General features: G+C 37.5%; 15 protein-coding genes. 13 read left to right on the top strand and 2 right to left on the bottom strand.

Features of this window, described 5'->3' with window-relative positions:
- Positions 1 to 155 precede the first annotated feature (155 nt).
- Positions 156 to 2393: a fibronectin type III domain-containing protein gene (locus tag IGJ32_RS07400; RefSeq protein WP_342081786.1), complete on the top strand. Its 2238-nt coding sequence runs from the start codon at positions 156 to 158 to the stop codon at positions 2391 to 2393.
- Between the two features lie 166 nt (positions 2394 to 2559).
- On the opposite strand, the gene glmS is transcribed toward IGJ32_RS07400, so the two are convergent.
- Positions 2560 to 4368: a glutamine--fructose-6-phosphate transaminase (isomerizing) gene (gene glmS, locus IGJ32_RS07395; RefSeq protein WP_161651794.1), complete on the bottom strand. Its 1809-nt coding sequence runs from the start codon at positions 4366 to 4368 to the stop codon at positions 2560 to 2562.
- Between the two features lie 399 nt (positions 4369 to 4767).
- Here glmS and IGJ32_RS07390 point away from each other — a divergent pair, with 399 nt between their 5' ends.
- The 7 genes from IGJ32_RS07390 to yihA all read left to right on the top strand — a co-directional run bounded on the left by IGJ32_RS07390 (position 4768) and on the right by yihA (position 11698).
- Positions 4768 to 5058 carry a hypothetical protein gene (locus IGJ32_RS07390; protein ID WP_010737730.1) on the top strand — a complete coding sequence of 97 codons (291 nt, stop codon included), beginning with the start codon at positions 4768 to 4770 and terminating at the stop codon, positions 5056 to 5058.
- A 12-nt stretch (positions 5059 to 5070) separates the two neighbouring features.
- Complete coding sequence (gene sppA, locus IGJ32_RS07385) at positions 5071 to 6099, top strand: signal peptide peptidase SppA (RefSeq protein WP_010718964.1); 1029 nt, start codon at positions 5071 to 5073, stop codon at positions 6097 to 6099.
- A gap of 2 nt (positions 6100 to 6101) precedes the next feature.
- Positions 6102 to 6755: an RDD family protein gene (locus IGJ32_RS07380; protein ID WP_034698258.1), complete on the top strand. Its 654-nt coding sequence runs from the start codon at positions 6102 to 6104 to the stop codon at positions 6753 to 6755.
- A 114-nt stretch (positions 6756 to 6869) separates the two neighbouring features.
- Positions 6870 to 7811, top strand: a complete 942-nt coding sequence (locus IGJ32_RS07375; RefSeq protein WP_373168899.1) for a hypothetical protein — start codon at positions 6870 to 6872, stop codon at positions 7809 to 7811.
- Between the two features lie 146 nt (positions 7812 to 7957).
- Positions 7958 to 9244, top strand: coding sequence for a trigger factor (gene tig / locus IGJ32_RS07370; protein ID WP_010718967.1), 1287 nt, complete (start codon positions 7958 to 7960; stop codon positions 9242 to 9244).
- A gap of 179 nt (positions 9245 to 9423) precedes the next feature.
- Positions 9424 to 10674 carry an ATP-dependent Clp protease ATP-binding subunit ClpX gene (gene clpX, locus IGJ32_RS07365; protein WP_010718968.1) on the top strand — a complete coding sequence of 417 codons (1251 nt, stop codon included), beginning with the start codon at positions 9424 to 9426 and terminating at the stop codon, positions 10672 to 10674.
- A 436-nt stretch (positions 10675 to 11110) separates the two neighbouring features.
- Positions 11111 to 11698, top strand: coding sequence for a ribosome biogenesis GTP-binding protein YihA/YsxC (yihA, locus tag IGJ32_RS07360; RefSeq protein ID WP_010718969.1), 588 nt, complete (start codon positions 11111 to 11113; stop codon positions 11696 to 11698).
- Positions 11699 to 11758: 60 nt separating this feature from the next.
- On the opposite strand, the gene IGJ32_RS07355 is transcribed toward yihA, so the two are convergent.
- Positions 11759 to 11908 carry an SPJ_0845 family protein gene (locus tag IGJ32_RS07355; protein WP_010737727.1) on the bottom strand — a complete coding sequence of 50 codons (150 nt, stop codon included), beginning with the start codon at positions 11906 to 11908 and terminating at the stop codon, positions 11759 to 11761.
- Positions 11909 to 12067: 159 nt separating this feature from the next.
- Here IGJ32_RS07355 and IGJ32_RS07350 point away from each other — a divergent pair, with 159 nt between their 5' ends.
- The 5 genes from IGJ32_RS07350 (at position 12068) to IGJ32_RS07330 (ending at position 19808) form a co-directional block, all read left to right on the top strand.
- Entirely contained in the window at positions 12068 to 13372 is a 1305-nt protein-coding gene (locus IGJ32_RS07350) for a hypothetical protein (RefSeq protein WP_178287267.1), read from the top strand.
- Between the two features lie 359 nt (positions 13373 to 13731).
- Complete coding sequence (locus tag IGJ32_RS07345; protein WP_010718973.1) at positions 13732 to 14487, top strand: DeoR/GlpR family DNA-binding transcription regulator; 756 nt, start codon at positions 13732 to 13734, stop codon at positions 14485 to 14487.
- Complete coding sequence (gene pfkB, locus IGJ32_RS07340; RefSeq protein ID WP_342081785.1) at positions 14484 to 15419, top strand: 1-phosphofructokinase; 936 nt, start codon at positions 14484 to 14486, stop codon at positions 15417 to 15419. Before IGJ32_RS07345 ends, pfkB begins: the two co-directional genes overlap by 4 nt.
- Positions 15416 to 17347: a PTS fructose transporter subunit IIABC gene (locus IGJ32_RS07335; protein ID WP_178305897.1), complete on the top strand. Its 1932-nt coding sequence runs from the start codon at positions 15416 to 15418 to the stop codon at positions 17345 to 17347. Before pfkB ends, IGJ32_RS07335 begins: the two co-directional genes overlap by 4 nt.
- Positions 17348 to 17612: 265 nt before the next feature.
- Positions 17613 to 19808: a hypothetical protein gene (locus tag IGJ32_RS07330; RefSeq protein WP_342081784.1), complete on the top strand. Its 2196-nt coding sequence runs from the start codon at positions 17613 to 17615 to the stop codon at positions 19806 to 19808.
- Positions 19809 to 19814: the final 6 nt, after the last annotated feature.

The following is a 19814-nucleotide window of genomic DNA, read 5'->3' as shown; positions in this document are numbered from 1 at the left end:
TTTTTTGTATAAAATTAGCGTTGGGTTTAGAATATTCTCCGTTAAAAGTTGTTATGATAGAACTTTAATTTCTAATTATACGAAAAAAAAGGGCTTTTTTTATCTCTGAATAGATTAAACTAACTTGCGAAACAACTAATTTAGAGGAGGTAAATATGAAAATTTTCAAAAAACTGATTCGATTGATGATGATTGTTTTTCTATTTGTAAAACCGGTCATTGCAGTAGCGGTTGATCCATCTTATGCACCCTCTTATCAACTAGCAGAAGAGGTGATTATAAAAAATGGTGAATTTAATGATGGATTGAATCACTGGATCGTTTCCAATCCTGGAAGTAGTAATCCTGCACTTGTGACAGATGAAAGTGGCAATCATTATGTAATGGCATCAAATGGAGAGAATATCCTGCAATATGTTCAGTTAAAACCGAAAACGACCTATCAATTCACTTATTATGTGATCGGAGACCCTTCGTTTCCAGCAATTGTGGAATTTGGCACGCTTAATCATGGGGAAGGGTTTATTTCGTTGAAGGATGAGAGACATTATAATGATGCTTGGAAACAACATGAATTTAGCTTTACGACTCCGGAAGGTGAAAATACATATATTATCCGTTTTGCGTCTAGTGGAAACGGGACAGCATATTTTGATAACGTTCAAGCTACTGCATTAGATTTGGAAGCTCCTACCAATCCTAAAAATCTGAAAGTCAACGACGTTTCAAGTGATAGTGTTAGCTTGTCTTGGGAAGCTGCAACAGACAACGTAGGCGTAATGGGTTATTTGGTTTATCGAGACAACCAACTGATTCAAACAGTCACCGGTGCAGACCTCGCCTATACCGACAATGGATTAACGGAAGATACTACCTATACGTATGAAGTGAGAGCAGTTGATCAAGCGGGGAATGTATCAGTAGCGAGTAATGCAGTGACGGCTAGGACAAAACTGGCGAGTAGCAGCCCACCTGCAGTGCCTTTGAATTTAAAAGTCACTAGTGTAACAACTGATAGTGTCAGCTTATCGTGGGAATCAGCGACAGATAGCATTGACGTAATCGGTTATATCATTTATCGAGACAATCAGTTAATTCAAGGAGTGATTGGTGCGGAGGAAGTAGCATACACGGATATAGGATTAATGGAAGATACGATGTATACATATCAAGTGAGAGCAGTTGATCAGGCAGGAAACATATCAGAAATGAGTAATACAGTAACAGCTAAGACAAAACCAACAGAAGAAATTCTTCCTCCAGCAGCTCCTTTGAACTTGCGAATCGATGATGTAACAACTAACAGTGTCAGCTTGTCATGGCAAGAAGCAATCGATAATGTTGATGTAGCTAGTTATAACGTTTATCGAGATGATCAGTTGGTTCAAACGCTAACTGGTACGGACTTAACCTACATAGATACAGGGTTGATGGAAGATACCACCTATACCTATATAGTCAAAGCTGTTGATCAATCAGGGAATCTATCAGAAGCAAGTAATGCGGTAACGGCTAGGACAAAATCAGCAGAAGATCTGACTCCTCCTACGCCCCCTTTGAATTTACGAATCGATGATGTAACAACTAACAGTGTCAGCTTGTCGTGGGAAGAAGCAATCGATGATGTGGGTGTCACTGGTTATCACGTCTATCGAGACGATCAGTTAGTCCAAACACTTTCTGGTACGGACTTAACTTACATAGACACAGGATTGATGGAGGCTACCACTTATACCTATAAAATCAGAGCGGTTGATCAAGCTGGTAATCTATCAGAAGCGAGTAATGCAGTGAAAGCAAGAACGAAAATGACAATGGAGGTGAGTCGCCCGTTGCCCCCTACTAAACTGAGATCAGCCCGTGTCACAGAACATGAAGTGGCTTTAATGTGGGACGCACCTGATGAATCAAAAGAAATCATGAGCTATCAAGTTTATCGAAACAATGTATTGGTAGGAGAAGTAGCGGGGGAAACCTCACTATATACTGATAAAGATTTACAGGAAAATACGAAATATTCTTATGTAGTTAAATCGAAAAACAAAGAAGGGAATCTCTCGGAAGAAAGTAATAAAATCATTGTGCAGACAAGCAAAAAACATGAGACAGTTCCTCCTTTAGAGGAAGAGATAGTAAAAGAATCAACGGAAAAACCACCTGTGGCAAAAGAAACCGAAACAATAAATAATGGAGCAATTAATAAAGGAAAAGAGGAAGCAAAAGTGAATAAGAATACTGCTAAAAAGGTGAGTAAACAGTTACCAGCTACGGGTAATAAAGTTAGTCCATTGCTACAACTACTGGGGCTAACCATAGTGAGTGTAACAATCCTGTTATCTTACAGGAGACAAAAAAAGAGCCATCAAGCAAAACAGCCCGGAACTAATGCTTAGCTCCTTTAGATGGGGGACTCGATGCAAAATAGGTTAAAACAATAAAAAGTCATTTTCGAACTGATTGATGACTACACAAAAAAGCCAAAAAGGCAATGAAAATTAAATTTCATTGTTTTTTGGCTTTTTTCATGGTGATACATGCTATATTTTTTTAACCTTTTTCCTATTCAACGGTCACTGATTTTGCCAAATTTCTCGGTTTATCAACATCAAGACCTCTTAGCAAGGTCGCATAGTAGGCAATCAATTGTGTAGGGATCACTGTGATTAATGAAGTGAGTAAAGGATGAACAACAGGCAATACTAATTGGTCATCTGATCGATCTAAGCCTTTTGTAGCCATAACCAAAGTTTTTGCTCCACGACTTTCCACTTCTTTTAGATTTCCTCTCGTGTGTGCACCTGTTATCTCTTCGCTGATCATCCCGATAACCGGTGTGTTCGTTTCAATCAGCGCGATCGTACCATGTTTTAATTCCCCAGCTGCGAAACCTTCTGCTTGGATATAACTGATTTCTTTTAACTTCAATGCAGCCTCTAAAGAGACAGCATAATCTGTTCCACGTCCAATATAAAAAGCGTTTCTTGCATCCATTAGATAGTCAGCTGCTAACTCCTGTAAGTAGTCCTTTTGAGAAATTAGTTCTTCCATGCCATTCGCTACGATACTAAGCTCGTGCGTTAGATCGAATTCTCTAGCTGAAGAAAGATTTTTTTCATGACCAATTCCTTTAGCAAGTGCAGCTAAAACAGCGATTTGAGCAGTATAAGCTTTTGTTGAAGCCACGGCGATTTCAGGTCCAGCATGTAGTAAAAGAGTGTAAGAAGCTTCCCTTGATAAAGTAGAGCCGGGTACATTAGTGATCGTCAATGATGGGTAATTCAATTCATTCATTTTCACGAGTACTTGTCGACTGTCTGCTGTTTCTCCACTTTGGCTTAAGAAAATAAAAAATGGTTTCTCTGAAAGTAAAGGCAAATTATAACCAAATTCACTTGCAAGGTGGACTTCCACAGGAATACGGGTTAATTGTTCTAAAATAGGTTTTCCAACTAAGCCAGCATGGTAACTCGTTCCACAAGCAACAATGTAGATACGGTCACTGTTTTTAGCTGTTTCTAAAAGTTGTTTGTCCATCAGTACTTCATTCTCATGGTTCACGTAAGTTTGGGCAATCTTTCGCATAACGATCGGTTGTTCATCGATTTCTTTCAACATGTAGTAAGGATAAGTGCCCTTTTCAATATCAGCTGCATCAATTTGTGCTTCAAAAGAAGTTCGTTCAACTGGTTGACCTGAGATCGTTTCGATTGAAATCTCATTTTTAGTGACGATCACTAATTCGCCATCTTCAATTTCAACAAATTCTTTCGTATAAGCCAGCATAGCCATTGCGTCGCTGGCGATAACATTGAATCCGTCTCCCAGACCAATTAAGAGAGGGCTTTTGTTTTTAGCGACAAAAATTTGATCTGGCAGAGTACGATCAATTAATGCGAAAGCATAAGAACCTTTGATTAATTGAAGTGTTTTGACAAAGGCAGATTTTGTATCCAGTCCTTCATTTGCAAAAAATTCAATAAGATGAGCAATGATCTCAGTATCCGTTTCCCCTGAAAATTGATCCGTTTCTAAATAATCGTTTTTTAGTTCAGCAAAGTTTTCAATTACACCGTTATGGACAAGAACAAAACGTCCGCTTTGAGAAGTGTGAGGGTGCGCATTTTTTTGAGAAGGTTCGCCATGAGTTGCCCAACGAGTGTGACCGATTCCGATTGTTCCCGCTGTTTCGTTTGTTAGCTTATCCTTTAGGTTCTGAATTCTACCTTGTGCTTTGACCAAAAAATCATTTTCGTCATTCGCAACAAAGATTCCAGCCGAATCGTATCCCCGATATTCTAATTTTTCTAAACCATTGATCAATCCTGGTGTTACGTTTTCTAATCCAATCATTCCGACAATTCCACACATAAAAAACATCCTACTTTCTATAATATAATCATTATGAAAGTTTCCAGCTGCTGGAATCGATTTTTGTTCTATCTTCACAGATAGGTTTTGATCGATCCTATAGAGTGCAGTCCCTAGGGTCATCCGCCGAATATTTCGATAAACCCTTTCCTCGTCATCTGTAACTACAGACCAGGCGCTATTCCTTAAAATGAGAATGGTATATCTAAACTCCTTTTTCGTATTTTTCTGGAAACTTCTTAAATGATAACGTTGTTGTGTGATGTTTGTCAATAAAAAAGAGAAAAAATAAAATTGGTCTATATGGTTTTGGCGGGAGGATCGAAATGAAGTTTTGACTATCATCTTTTTGCAGACTTCGGTACAATATGAGAGTAAGTAAAAGAAGGAGGATGAAAAATGGCATCAAATATCGCAGTCTTGACATTAGGCATGCTAAAAAAACAGTTGGCCGAACTTGAAAAAGTAAATACAGTGGATGATGAAACCAAAATCTTTTTAGATACTGGTTGGGATAGTATCCAAGAAATTGCGCCTGATGCGTTGACTATTGGAGAAGCGCAACAATTCGTAGTAGAAGATGAGTGGACAAAAGAGAAGTTCAATGGATTTACATTAGTCGAAAAAGCAGAAAAAATGAATGCAACTGGAGAAAAAGAAACAGTGATCGTTATCAAAAATTTATATTAAGCGAGGGAGAGTATGAATAAAAAGCGTTGGATAGCAGTGTTGATTGCGGCAGGCTTATTGGTTGTTTCGTTGGTATCATCTAGCCTGACGTCAAATTCAAAAGAAGAAAAGCAAATGAGTGGTTTGAATAGCTTATTATATGGCACTAATGAATTATCGCCCACGGTTCTGGAAGAAGGAGATAGTTCAGAAAAAATCGTAAAATTGACTGTTGATGGGACGATCACTAGTGATGGAACATCAGGTTTGTTTGCAACAGAAGGATACAATCACGCTAAGTTTATGGAGCAATTAAATGCTATAAAAGAAGATAAAACGATCAAAGGGATGATGTTAGAAGTCAATTCTCCTGGTGGTGGTGTTTATGAAAGTGCAGAAATAGCTAAGACAATCAGTGATATCCGAAATGAACGAAATATTCCAATGTATGTCAGTATGAAAAATACAGCTGCTAGTGGCGGATATTATATCTCAGCCCAAGCAGATAAAATCTATGCAACAGAGGAAACAGTCACTGGGTCCATTGGTGTCATCATGTCAGGTCTTAATTATTCTGGTCTTTTAGAAAAATTAGGGATCGAGGATACGACGGTAAAAAGTGGTGCATTGAAAGATATGGGTTCAAGTACTAGACCACAAACGCCAGAAGATCAAAAAGTCTTACAAACTTATATCGATAATGCCTACAATCGATTTGTCAAAGTAGTCAGTACTGGACGAAATCAATCAGAAGAAGAAGTCCGAAAAATTGCGGATGGTCGTATTTATGATGGAGAACAGGCGAAAGCAGTCGGATTAGTGGATGAAATTGGGTATCCACAAGACGCGTTAAAAGCGATGAGAAGTGAGCAACATTTAGAAAACGCTCAGTTAGTAGAATATGAAACGAATACTACTGGTTTTGCAAACACATGGTTCGGTTCGAAACTTGCTCAGCTTCAAGGCCTAAAAGCTTCTGAAACAAGTCAAATCTTGTCTTTCTTAGAAAATCAAGGAACCGTTCAATCACCAAAGGCAATGTATTATTACGGAGGTGAGTAAGCATGACGAAGCAACCAGAAGATTTAACTTCACATAACAAGGCAGATCGTCCTGCTGTGGGTCCAGATCCAGGCTTTTCTCAAAAAGTACTGCAATCTTTTAAAGAAAAACCATTATCTGAAAGTGAAATCAAAGTAAAGCAACAACAATGGCAACAGTATACCGAAGATAAAGAGGAAAAAATCAATGTAAATGACTTTCCTAAATATTTTTATGCAGGATTTTGGATAAGATTTTTCGCTTTTATTGTGGATCTGATTTGTATTGGCTCAATCACACGGTTGACCATTGGCTTAGCGGCTAATTTAGACTGGTTAAAAGTATCCGATTCTTATTTAAGTATTTATGGTTTTGTTGCTTTGCTGATTTACCTTGGTTATTTTATTTTATTCACGAAATTAAATCATGGTCAAACGATTGGAAAAATGATTTTTGGGATTCGTGTGATTTGCTTTAATGAATCAGATTTGAGTTGGACAACAGTGCTGGTGAGAGAAGGCGCTTGTCGGTTCATTTTGAAATTCCCATTACTTTTTGTTGGCTATTTACCGACAATCTTTAATCAAAGAAAACAGCATATTGGTGATTATTTTTCAAATACGAGTGTAGTCACGCTAAATCTAGTCAAAGCCTTTAATCAAGAAATTAATGCTTGATTCATTTTATTTTTTCAACATGGCAATCTAAAAAAGATTGTCATGTTTTTTTATGTTTGATACTATAGTTTTATTCATGATTTTACTGGCAAAGAGTCGAAGGGAGAACGAACATTGGAGCCGATTGATTTTCCTGATAAATACGAAAATCTTATGCGTCTAGCGCAACAAGCATTAGCTGATCATCAATATTTACAAGCAAAGACATTTTTACAACGAGCATTGGAGCTTAAAGGAACATTTGAGGCGAATCGTCTACTTGTCCTTTGCTTAGTTGAGCTAGATGAAAAAAAAGAAGCGCTGAATCAGGCGTTTCCTTATGAAAATGACTACCTGACAGATGAAAAAGTGGCAGCTTTTTATTTTGATCTGCTGATCCAAACAAAAGATTATCTTTATGCTCGCAAGTTAATTGCCAGCTATGATTTTTCTGATTTATTTGAGCAACTCATGGTAGAGAAGATCCAACAAGCAGAAAATTTCACGAGTCAAAATGACCGTCAAAAAATACGTAAGATTCATCTTAGTGTTGAAAAAATGCCGACAATGCCACCTGCAGAACAACTTTTGGTTGTTTCTGAGATTGAAGAGTTGCCTTATCATGAATTGGTACAAACAATCAAAAAAATGATTATCTTACCAGAGATCCACTTATTAGTGCGAGCAAAAATGTTAGAGTCACTCGTGCAAGTGAAGAAACACCAGCCAGTTGTTTATTTAACGATGGATCAGACGTTTATAGAAGTCATACCTGCAACATTACCAAAACCAGAAAAGCAGAAGGCTTATGAACAGTTAATGCGATTAGCAGAAGCTTATGAAGATCAAGATGCCTATCTTAGTACAGTGCTAAAAGAAGAATTTATGATGCAATCCGCTCTTCTTTATCCTGTTTATGATACATATGTCGGTGATCCTAAAAAATGGTTTGCTGATACACTTAGCATGTATGATCCAAACTATAATAATAGACAAACAGAAGCAGAGGAAGCAGATTTCCTAGAAAAAAGGGGAAATATTTTAAGGGAAATGCTACTCTTTCAAAGTGACTGTTGACACTTATCAGATAAAAAAGTCATGAAAAACGTGGATTCTAACCATTCAATATGTTTACAATTTGAAAGGGTTAGTGTACTATTTAAGGGTATGCATGAAACGTTTTTGATGTATAAAATGAATTTTCTAAACTCGGAGGGAACTAAATGACTGCAACATTTGAAAAAAAAGGCACAAACGATGGTGTTTTAAAATTTACGATTGCGCAAGATGAAATTCAAAAAGGATTGACAGCTGCGTTTAATAAAGTTAAAGGAAACTTGAACGTACCAGGGTTCCGTAAAGGGAAAGTTTCACGCCAAGTATTCAACCGTATGTACGGAGAAGAAGCTCTTTATGAAGACGCATTGAATGCTGTCTTACCTGAAAGCTATGAAGCAGCAGTTAAAGAAGCAGGTATCGAACCTGTATCACAACCTCAAATCGATGTTGAAAGCATGGAAAAAGGGCAAGATTGGGTGATCACTGCTGAAGTAACAGTTAAACCTGAAGTGAAATTAGGTCAATATAAAGATTTAGTTGTTGAAAAACAAGACCGTGAAGTTACTGAAGCGGATGTGGAAGAACGTATCAAACGTGAACAAGAAGCTCAAGCAGAATTAGTAATCAAAGAAGATGCTCCAGCAGAAAATGGCGATACTGTAGTGATTGACTTTGAAGGCTTTGTTGATGGCGAAGCATTCGATGGCGGAAAAGGTGAAAACTATTCACTAGAACTAGGCTCTGGTTCATTCATTCCTGGCTTTGAAGATCAATTGATCGGTAAAAAATCAGGTGAAAGCTTAGATGTAACAGTTACTTTCCCAGAAGACTATCAAGCAGAAGACCTTGCTGGTAAAGAAGCAGTGTTCAAAGTAACGGTTCATGAAGTAAAAGCTAAAGAAGTACCTGAATTAGATGACGAATTTGCAAAAGATGTAGATGATGAAGTTTCTACATTAGCAGAATTGAAAGAAAAATATCTAAAAGAATTGACAGAAGCAAAAGAAAAAGAAGCAGAAGACGCAAAAGATGAAGCTGCAATCCGCTTAGCTGTTGAAAATGCAGAAATCGTTGATCTGCCACACGTGATGGTTCACGATGAAGTACACCGTTCAATGGATGAATTTTTGAACAACATGCAACGTCAAGGGATCTCTCCTGACATGTACTACCAATTAACTGGTTCTACAGAAGAAGACTTGCACAAACAATTTGAAGGCGAAGCAGAAGTACGCACAAAAACAAATCTTGTAATCGAAGCTATCGCTAAAGCAGAAGGACTAGCAGCAACAGAAGAAGAAATCAACGCTGAAATCCAAGAATTATCTGAGACATACAACATGCCAATCGAACAAATCAAACGAGTGTTAACAGAAGATATGTTGGAACATGATGTGACAATGAAAAAAGCAATCGATTTGATTACTGGAACTGCTACTGAAGCAAAATAATCATCTTTTATTGCATTTTATCAAAGAGGAAACTGAGAGGTTTCCTCTTTTTGCATATTTTCGATTTTTGGTTCTTGTTTAGTGCTTTTGCTTTTTTTTGAATTATGGTATGATAGTAAAAGACTGTAAAGTCTGTGATAGTTTCTTGCATTTATGATGCAAGTTAAGGGGTGAAGACCATGTATGATAATCCAAGTGGCAATGAGACCGTACGTTGTTCTTTTTGCGGGAAAACACAAGAAGAAGTAAAAAAAATCGTGGCTGGTCCAGGGGTCTACATCTGTAATGAATGTATTGACCTATGCAAAGAAATCATTGATGAAGAATTTTATGAAGAAGCGGTACGTGAATTCACAGAAGTACCAAAACCATTAGAAATTTTGGAAGTCTTAAATAATTATGTGATTGGTCAAGATCGTGCGAAACGTTCATTAGCTGTAGCAGTATACAATCACTATAAGCGTGTTAATCAACAATCCCAAGAAGATGCAGATGATGTTGAACTGCAAAAAAGTAATATCTGCCTGATCGGTCCTACTGGATCAGGGAAAACTTTCTTGGCACAAACATTAGCTAAAACGTTAAATGTACCTTTTGCGATCGCTGATGCAACCAGTTTAACTGAAGCTGGTTATGTTGGGGAAGACGTCGAAAACATCCTATTGAAATTATTGCAATCAGCTGATTATAATGTGGAACGAGCTGAAAAAGGGATCATCTACATTGACGAAATCGATAAAATTGCTCGTAAAAGCGAGAATGTTTCAATTACTCGAGATGTTTCAGGTGAAGGTGTCCAACAAGCCTTATTGAAGATTTTAGAAGGAACAGTTGCCAGCGTTCCTCCTCAAGGCGGTCGGAAGCATCCTCATCAAGAATTTATCCAAATCGATACGACAAATGTTTTGTTTATCGTAGGTGGTGCTTTTGATGGGATTGAAACAATTGTTAAAAATCGTCTAGGAGAAAAGACAATCGGTTTCGGGACTAAAAATCAAAAATTAGCAGATGGCGAAAGTGTCATGCAAGAAATCATTCCAGAAGATCTATTGAAATTTGGTTTGATTCCTGAATTTATTGGTCGTTTACCAGTAATGGCAGCACTTGAAAAATTAACGACAGAAGATCTTGTGCGTATTTTGACAGAGCCAAAGAATGCTTTGGTCAAACAATACCAAAAATTACTTGCTTTGGATAATACGGAATTAGAATTTGAACCAGAGGCATTAACAGCAATCGCTGAAAAAGCAATTGCCCGAAATACTGGGGCACGTGGACTACGTTCGATCATCGAAGAAATCATGATGGATATTATGTTTGACATCCCATCTAATGAGAATATCGAAAAAGTGATCATTACGAAAGAAGCTGCTGAATTAACAGGAGAACCGACTGTCGTTTATAAAGATTCTGAGAAAAAAGCGGGATAAAAGCAGATAGAAGCTGGAGTGCTGTCGTGAAAGTTAGTTATTGCTTTTGCGGCAGCTTTGTCTTTTTATCGAAACTATTGATTAATGATTAAGGCATTCTATTGACAGCAGGCGATTCAACGTTGTGATTACTCAAATTTGGTAAATAGGGAAGATGACTTTCGTTTATGTAAAAACGTACTTTCCGCAATCAACTGCAGTTTTTCGATCGTTGAATCTTAGAATGAAATCAAAAAACCTCAAAACATGAGAAGCTGTTTCGAGATTTTTTTCTTTAAGGAACGAATCAATTCATGCTTCTCGCAACCTGTTACACGGCGTTTAAGAAGCGACTCTTCGTATATCAGAGATTGTTTAATAAAGTGATATTAAACAATCTTCTCTCATCTCGATAGAGTTCATTTCTTCTTCAACGACCTTTTTTAGGAGAGATTTTATGAAAGTACATCAAGCAGAAATAGTGATTAGTGCAGTTGCACCAAAACAATACCCAGAATCTGATTTACCAGAAATTGCTTTAGCAGGGCGTTCAAATGTCGGAAAGTCTTCTTTTATCAATACGTTGATTGACCGAAAGAATTTAGCTCGCACTTCGGGAAAACCAGGTAAGACCCAAACATTGAATTTTTATTTGATTGAAAATGCGTTACACTTTGTCGATGTCCCTGGTTATGGTTATGCCAAAGTATCAAAGACTGAACGTGCAAAATGGGGTAAAATGATCGAAACATATATTACGACCAGAGAGCAGTTGCGAGCAGTCGTTTCTTTAGTCGATTTACGTCACAAACCTTCCCAAGAAGATATCCAGATGTATGAATTTTTGAAATATTACGATATTCCAGTGATTGTCGTAGCGACTAAAGCGGATAAGATACCACGAGGAAAATGGAACAAGCATGAAAGTGAAATCAAAAAAGCGTTGGATTTTGATAATAATGATCAGTTTATTTTATTTTCTTCTGTCACAAAGCAAGGAAAAGAAGAAGCTTGGCAGGCAATTGAAGAAGCAATTTCAGAATAAAAAACTAGTAGCAGACGAAGGACTCAAAGAGGAGAACATTCGCTTGCTACTAGTTTTTTTCTATTTTTTTGTCTGTTCTTTTTTTTCGTCATTTTTTGGTTTCAAAAAGCGATCGATTTCTTCTTTTGAAGCAACTGTTTTTTCTGGATCAACAGCAAAGGATTCAAATAATTTATCAAGATTATCTGTACGTTCAAATTTAAGCCCCAAATTATTCACCTCTTTGATTATTTGTTTCTATTCTACCATGGATAGTTACTAAAATAATTGGAAGTCGTTAAATTTTAGTTTTTTCTTATGCTTGGTTATAATTTAATTATAAAATAATTTGAAAGGAGTGAGAGCGTAGTGGAAGAACAACAATTATTAATGACGATTCAATTAACCGATTTGAATCAAAGTCAAAGAGAAAATGAATTGGAAGATTGGTTCTTTTTTATTCGGATGATGTTTAGTCCCTCATTTTTTCAGACTTCTCGTCAGACAGCACGAATATTTGAATGGACAACCTTTAAAAAGGAAGCAATGCAGGAATCTCAGTTCGCATTTGGTTGGCTGACTGTAAAAAATGAAACGAATGAGTGTCGATTTCATTTTGATGGTCAACAATTGATCATTAAGAATATTTTGGAGAAGAATATTTTCTTACAACATGAATCGGTGATCAGAGATTATATCCAGCTTAAAATGGATAAAAATGGCGTATTTGCTTACTTACGTTCATACAATGAATTTAAGTATCATAATATTAAAGAAATTGAAGAACGGTTGAAGTTTGAAACACAAGAAGCTATTGATAAGTTGCCAAAGATGAGAGAACGATCGGGAGCGGTTGTGATTGATTGTAATCAATTGCCTGGTTACGATCTATCTCATGAGGGATTATGTTTTACTTCTTGTTGGGAAATGTATTACAGCTCTTACTACTATCGCATCATTCCGAAACAAGTATTTTTAGATGTCCAACAAGTGGAATTTGTAAAAGAGAAACAAAATGGTGTGATCTGTATTCAATTATATCGTGACCCTTTCAAATGGGCCGAGGAAACGAATCGACATTTTCAGACCTATTATCGCGACCAATTGGGATTTGATCATCTTTCTTGGGACAATGGTGTTGGGCTTTTGAAAGCCCCGTACATTGAGTATGCTTATACCGATCAAAGTATTCAATCTGTTCAATACCAAAATGAAAGAATGCAACCGACTCAGAAAAAGGATGCGACGTTCTTCGTTACTCGAAGTTATAATTTTGTCAATGATGAATACCACGAAAAGCGAGTAAGAGGGCGGTTGAATACACAAGCTTATTTTCCTTGGGTAGATGAGCAGCGGGCGCAGATGATGTTTTACAAAGTGATTGATCCCCGTATTTCTTTAGATGATGGGATCGAAGCTTATTGCTACTATATAAGAGAATACTTAGAGATCGCAGTTGACGATGAAAAATATCAAGAATATTTAGTTACTTTACGATTATACGTACCTACTGAAAATTTGACACAGCTCCCATTGAATGAAATTCGCGAAAAACTATCAGATATTCAGTTTAAGCGAATAAGAAAAAGACGAGGACGTTTAAGCTTTGACGTGAAAAAAGGTGTAAATCATCTTAGAGTAGAAATCTATGATTATCCAAAGTTAAACAAATTTGCGACATTACAAAAAATTTGAGGTGATCACATGGATAAACACTTATATTATCGGGTCATGTTACCTACAGCATTTGTAGCTTTTTTGATGTTCTTTCTTCCCAACATCCCTGTACGATCAATTTTGGGCTTTATCATTATGTTCATTGGATTAGGAAGGTACTATTATTTAGTGCATAGAAAATAAAGCATATAAAAGGTTGTGGAAGAATCACTCAGCAAATACCGTTTGTACTTCTTTACAACCACTCAAGAGTCTGGACCAGTTGAAAGTTCAGACTCTTTTTTGAATGTTTTAGATTGTCTGTGAATGTTTTTGAATGATTTTTATTGATTATTAAAAAGAATTATGCTACTATATGTCGTGAGGTGATCGTGGAAATGCTTACAGAAGAGCGCAGACAAAAAATACTACACTTGTTAGAACAAAATAAAATAGTGAAATCTCAAGATTTAGTAACACTTCTAAACGCTTCTGAATCAACGATTAGACGTGATTTGCAAGAGTTGGAGAATGATGGTCTGTTAGAAAGAATCCATGGTGGCGCGAAAAAAGGGCAACTTTTAGGGTTTGAACAGAATATGAGTGAAAAAACGCTCAAAAACGTTCAAGAAAAACAAACAATCGCTCGATTAGCAGCTCAATTAATCAATGACGATGACGTTATTTATTTAGATGCTGGGTCCACGACGTTAGAAATGATCCCATATTTGCAAGAGAAAAAGGTAACGGTAGTAACTAATTCAGTGAAACATGCAGCTAGTTTGGTTGATTTGCAACTTCCCACCATCATATTAGGTGGACAAGTTAAATTATCAACAAATGCTGTACTAGGAAATAGTACAATCAGCCAGTTAAAAAATTTCTATTTTAATAAAGTGTTTATGGGAATGAACGGTGTTGACTTGAACCGTGGATTTACAACGCCAGATCCGGAAGAAGCAGCCGTGAAACGTCTAGCAATGGCAAATGCGGAAGAAAGTTTCGTCCTGATTGATCATTCTAAGTTCAACAAGCTTAGTTTCACTTCTGTGGCACCTTTAGAAGCAGCCACGATCGTAACCGAACGTTGTCCATTGGAATTTGTTACCGATTATCGGGAACGGACAACTATCAAGGAGGCAGCTATACAATGATTTATACAGTAACATTAAATCCGTCGATTGACTTTATCGTACGTGTCGATGGGTTAAAAATCGGGGAATTGAATCGAATGAAAGAAGACTTTAAAGTTCCTGGCGGAAAAGGGATCAATGTTTCTCGAATTTTGAAAAGAATTGACTCTGATTCGACAGCCCTTGGTTTTTTAGGAGGCTTTACAGGAAACTTTATCGCAGAGTGGTTGGAAAAAGAAACAATCCAAACTTCTTTTACAACAGTTCAATCAGATACTCGGATCAATATCAAATTAAAATCTGATTCTGAAACGGAGATCAATGGTTTAGGCCCAACGATCTCAGATGAAGAAATCCAATCATTCAAGCAAGCGCTAAGTGTTGTGAACAAAGGGGACATCGTTGTCTTATCTGGTAGTACTCCTGCCAGCTTAAGAAAAGGGTTCTATCAAGAATTGATTGAGATCATTCGTGAAAAAGAAGCAGACTTTGTGATTGATACAACTGGGGATGATCTAAAAAATTCTCTTGCTAAAAGACCATTGTTGATCAAACCTAATAACCATGAATTAGCCGAATTATATCAGACACACTTTGATCGTGTGGAAGAGATTTTGCCATATGGTAAGAAACTATTAGCTGAAGGGGCACAAAATGTCTTGATATCAATGGCGGGAGATGGTGCCTTGTTATTTACTAATGAAGGTGCTTACCGATCAAACGTATTAGTTCGCCCGTTAAAAAACTCGGTTGGTGCAGGAGATTCAATGATTGCTGGATTTATTGGTTCTTATAGCAAAAATCAAGATCCAGTGGAAGCATTTAAATGGGGAGTCGCTTGTGGAAGTGCGACAGCATTTTCTGATGATTTAGCTTCTAGAGCATTGATTAATGAACTGTTACCAGAAGTTGAGATAACAAAAATAGATTCGTTTTCAGGAGGATTATCATGAATATCAAAGATTTAATGATCAAAGATGCAATGATCATGGACCTACAAGCAACTGATAAAAAAGGCGCAATTGATGAAATGGTCCAAAAAATGTTTGCTGCCGGAAGAATCTCAGATATTGAAACCTATAAAGAGGGGATTTTAGCACGAGAAGCGCAAACTTCTACCGGACTAGGTGACGGCATTGCGATGCCTCATGCAAAAAATGCAGCAGTAAAAGAAGCAACCGTACTATTTGCTAAAAGTAACAAAGGGGTCGATTATGAGGCATTAGATGGTCAGCCGACTTACCTATTCTTTATGATCGCAGCTCCAGAAGGCGCAAATGATACACACTTACAAGCGTTAGCTGCTTTATCCCGCCTTTTAGTGGATCCAGATTTTGTTGCAAAATTAAAAGAAGCAGATTCACCAGAAGCTGTACAAGAATTATTCCAAACAGCGGAAGATCAAAAAGCTGCGGAAGAAAAAGCAGAACAGGCAAAACAAGCTGAAGCTGCAACCGTTGATCCTAAGAGCAAGTTTGTTATTGCAGTAACCGCTTGTCCAACAGGAATCGCCCACACTTATATGGCGGAAGATGCTTTGAAGAAAAAAGCGAAAGAAATGGGCGTAGAGATCAAAGTTGAAACAAACGGATCAGAAGGCGTTAAAAACTTATTGACAGCTGAAGACATCGCTCGTGCGGATGGTGTAATCGTAGCTGCAGATAAAAAAGTTGCCATGGATCGTTTTGACGGGAAAGAACTTGTCAATCGTCCGGTTAGCGACGGGATTCGTAAGCCAGAAGAACTGATCAATCTTGCTTTAAGCGGTACTGCACCAGTTTATCATGGACAAGGGAAAGATACTGGTTCTGATGAAGGAAGTGCAGAAGGAACCGTCGGTCAACGAATCTATAAAGATTTGATGAATGGTGTTTCTCATATGCTGCCGTTTGTTATTGGCGGTGGGATTGCGATTGCTCTTTCTTTCATGGTAGACCAATTTATGGGTGTACCACAAGATCAGCTTGCAAACCTTGGGAATTATAATCAAATTGCCAGCTGGTTCAACCAAATCGGTCAAGCTGCTTTTGGTTTCATGTTACCAGTTCTTGCTGGATTTATTGCTTCAAGTATCGGGGATCGCCCTGGTTTGATTGTTGGTTTTGCTGCTGGTGCATTAGCTAATACTGGCGGTGCAGGCTTCTTAGGGGCTTTGATCGGCGGTTTCTTAGCTGGATATGTCATTGTGTTCTTGCGTAAACTCTTCAAGAAATTACCTAAATCATTAGACGGAATCAAAACGATTCTCTTTTATCCCGTGTTTGGGTTGTTGATTACCGGTTTCTTGATGTTGTTGGTTAATGTACCGATGAAAGCAATCAATGATGCATTAAACGGATTTTTAACAAGCATGAGCGGTTCAAACGCTGCGTTACTTGGAGCTTTACTTGCAGGAATGATGGCTGCTGACTTAGGTGGACCAATTAATAAAGCGGCTTATGTTTTCGGTACAGCTACGCTAGCAACAACTGTTGCGACTGGCGGTAGTGTCGTGATGGCTTCTGTTATGGCTGGTGGGATGGTTCCACCATTAGCAATTTTTGTTGCTACTCGTTTATTCAAAAATAAATTTAGTAAAACAGATCAAGATGCTGGTCTAACGAATATTGTGATGGGCTTGTCCTTTGTAACAGAAGGATCGATCCCATTTGCAGCAGCTGATCCGATCCGCGCCATTCCAAGTTTCATTATTGGCTCTGCTTTAACAGGTGGTTTAGTTGGTGCTTTCGGTATCAAATTACTTGCTCCTCATGGTGGGATTTTCGTTGTATTCTTGTTAAGTCATCCAGTCTTGTACTTAGCATTCATCGCTATTGGTGCAATCGTTTCTGGTGTGATTTATGGTTTACTAAGAAAATCACCAACAGTAACAACAGCATAATTTTCAATTTATAAATATGAGACCTTCTTACGGAATTTAACAATAATTTTCGTAAGAAGGTTTTTTTGTGAGATTAAATGCAAATTTTTTGAAAATTAAAAAATGGAAAGCGAAATTGATCAATAGATGCATAAATATAGGATTTGTGATTAGAAATTAGTTATTTATTGACGGATATAAATGTGTATAGTATCATTTTTTTGTAATCTAATGTTAATCAAAAGCGCTTTTATATAAAAAAAGAATGGTTATAGAGGAGGGGAATATGAAAAAAAGTACAAAATGGGTTGTTTTATCGCTCTTTATTCTTTGTGCTAGTATTGTCCCAGTCAATGACTTTGATGCACAAGAAAATTCTGAAAATAGTGTAAATCTCCATGACAATGTGCAAACGAGCACAAGTGATGAGTACTCCGTTTCCTTTGAGACAACTACGGAAGAATCCCATGAAGATGTCAATAATCAAATCACCGAAGCATCAACAAGCAGCGAAGAAACAAAACAAGTGTTAGCAGAAAACGCTGAACTGTCCGACGAAATTGGTGCAATTAGTCCTTTGGTTGGAGAAGGATCATTAGAAAGTCCTTATACTGCAGCAACAGCAGATGAATTAATTAGGGTAATGAGTGAGATCAATAATGATTCAGGTTCGGGAACCTATTATGTTGCTTTGACAGCAGACATCGTGTATACAGATGCGGATGTTTTTGAGTTTTATAAAAATGTCGAGATCGATGGTCAAAATCATCATATGCTATATACCAACGCTTCCAACTCAACCGCTTCGAATACTGGCTATCGAGTGAAGATTAGTGGATTAAGAATCAAATTGAAAAACATGAATTTTGGAAGCGCGACACTAACTGATGAAAATGGCGTTATCTATGGCAACCAATCTTACTACGGGATCTTAGGGGCTGGAAGTTTATCTGTCCTCTCATTTGACGCGGTTTTTGAAAACGTCAATTATTATGGCAAGACCGGGGCGCAACCACTTCTAGCTTGGCATACAGAATCCACCTTCACCTTTGAGGGGAAAAATGAATTTGTCAGTGAAGCAGGAGCAAACAGCGAAGAGTTCATGGAAGGAAACAACATTACATTTGCGAAAGATTCGACGACGATTATCAACCACCAAACGAGTACGAATCTCGCTTTGTTTTATGGTTCAGCTTCTGGCGGATCGGGTGATCGGAAAATACGAGTCACTCTTGAAGAAAATGCGAATGTGCAATTGACATCAAGCAAAGATTATTTTTCTTATGATGGGACAGGATTAATTTTTACGATTGGTCAAAATGCTAAATTTTTGTATGAACAAACAGGTAACAAGCCAATGAATTTTACGAATGGTCAAGCAGCAGAAATCAATTTTGGCGCTAATTCACAAACTTCAATGATCAGCCTAGGCAGATTCAATTCAAATGGAAATGTTGTAATGAATGCGGATGAGCCCGATTTTGTTCGTTTTCAAAATACTTCTAATACCAACGGCTTGTTTGCTAGAAATATGACATTTAACCGGATCGATGGAGTAGCAGGAGAAATAGGAGGCTATCAATTTAGCTATTTAGCAACTGATCAAAGTTTACAAAAAAAGGAAGTAGTAGGAGCTGGTACAGCTACATTAAATGACAGTTACTTTACAAATACAGCTTTAAAACAAGCAATCTATCAAAAAAAAATCAATATTACCGATTGGAAAGCACAGCCGAGTGTAGCGGTCGGACAAAGTCAATTAGACACTACGATCAATGCTTATGAGCCAGCCAGTCGGATAGGAAAGGCAACGACGTTTAAATTAAGTACGAAACAACTTTGGAGTGAAACTGATTTAACGACTGAGGAAGCACAACAACAAGTTGAGCTTGCTGATGAAAATACAGATGGGATGATCGCAGTCGAAGAAACCGCGGGAATGACATGGACAAAAGAAAAACTACCAGCTGGAACTTATTTTGTCTATACAAAAATAGCTGGTGCCGTCAACGATGATCCCGAACTTCAAGCCTATTTAACTGAAAGCCTTTGGGTAGAACAACAGGTGGAAGTAGTCAAAAGTCCATTAAGTGTGGAAGTACCTTTAGAAATGATATTTGAATCGAAAACAGAAGGTGCATTCGACACGGCATCTTCGACCAAACCAATCATTAGTTCGAGTAACTATCCCATTGATTTTACGATTGGCACGGTTCAAGATCTTACAGCTGATTCATCAGTTGTGCTAGTCAATCAATTTTCTGGCGGAAATCATAACGAGTTGATTCTTAATCTTGTTGCCACTGATGGGACAACGATGGGACCGTTGGTTGTCGGGCAAAATAATGTGGACAGATTGGAAATTGCCCCTTTTTTAACAGAACCAATTGAACTTTATTTAGCTGGAGAATTTTCAGGAAACATTTTACAAAAATATTATCCTAGTTATGCCTTTACTTATCAACTATCAGCTAAAGAATAAAGGAGA

Source organism: Enterococcus sp. DIV1639a (assembly GCF_050530445.1).
Classification (GTDB): Bacteria; Bacillota; Bacilli; order Lactobacillales; family Enterococcaceae; genus Enterococcus_B; species Enterococcus_B hirae.
This window is presented reverse-complemented; position numbering and strand designations above follow the sequence as displayed.

Bases quoted from the DNA above. Each gene is read 5' to 3' on its own strand.
- IGJ32_RS07400 (WP_342081786.1), top strand. From the start codon at position 156: ATGAAAATTTTCAAAAAACTGATTCGATTGATGATGATTGTTTTTCTA.
- glmS (WP_161651794.1), bottom strand. From the start codon at position 4,368: ATGTGTGGAATTGTCGGAATGATTGGATTAGAAAACGTAACACCAGGA.
- IGJ32_RS07390 (WP_010737730.1), top strand. From the start codon at position 4,768: ATGGCATCAAATATCGCAGTCTTGACATTAGGCATGCTAAAAAAACAG.
- sppA (WP_010718964.1), top strand. From the start codon at position 5,071: ATGAATAAAAAGCGTTGGATAGCAGTGTTGATTGCGGCAGGCTTATTG.
- IGJ32_RS07380 (WP_034698258.1), top strand. From the start codon at position 6,102: ATGACGAAGCAACCAGAAGATTTAACTTCACATAACAAGGCAGATCGT.
- tig (WP_010718967.1), top strand. From the start codon at position 7,958: ATGACTGCAACATTTGAAAAAAAAGGCACAAACGATGGTGTTTTAAAA.
- clpX (WP_010718968.1), top strand. From the start codon at position 9,424: ATGTATGATAATCCAAGTGGCAATGAGACCGTACGTTGTTCTTTTTGC.
- yihA (WP_010718969.1), top strand. From the start codon at position 11,111: ATGAAAGTACATCAAGCAGAAATAGTGATTAGTGCAGTTGCACCAAAA.
- IGJ32_RS07350 (WP_178287267.1), top strand. From the start codon at position 12,068: ATGACGATTCAATTAACCGATTTGAATCAAAGTCAAAGAGAAAATGAA.
- IGJ32_RS07345 (WP_010718973.1), top strand. From the start codon at position 13,732: ATGCTTACAGAAGAGCGCAGACAAAAAATACTACACTTGTTAGAACAA.
- pfkB (WP_342081785.1), top strand. From the start codon at position 14,484: ATGATTTATACAGTAACATTAAATCCGTCGATTGACTTTATCGTACGT.
- IGJ32_RS07335 (WP_178305897.1), top strand. From the start codon at position 15,416: ATGAATATCAAAGATTTAATGATCAAAGATGCAATGATCATGGACCTA.
- IGJ32_RS07330 (WP_342081784.1), top strand. From the start codon at position 17,613: ATGAAAAAAAGTACAAAATGGGTTGTTTTATCGCTCTTTATTCTTTGT.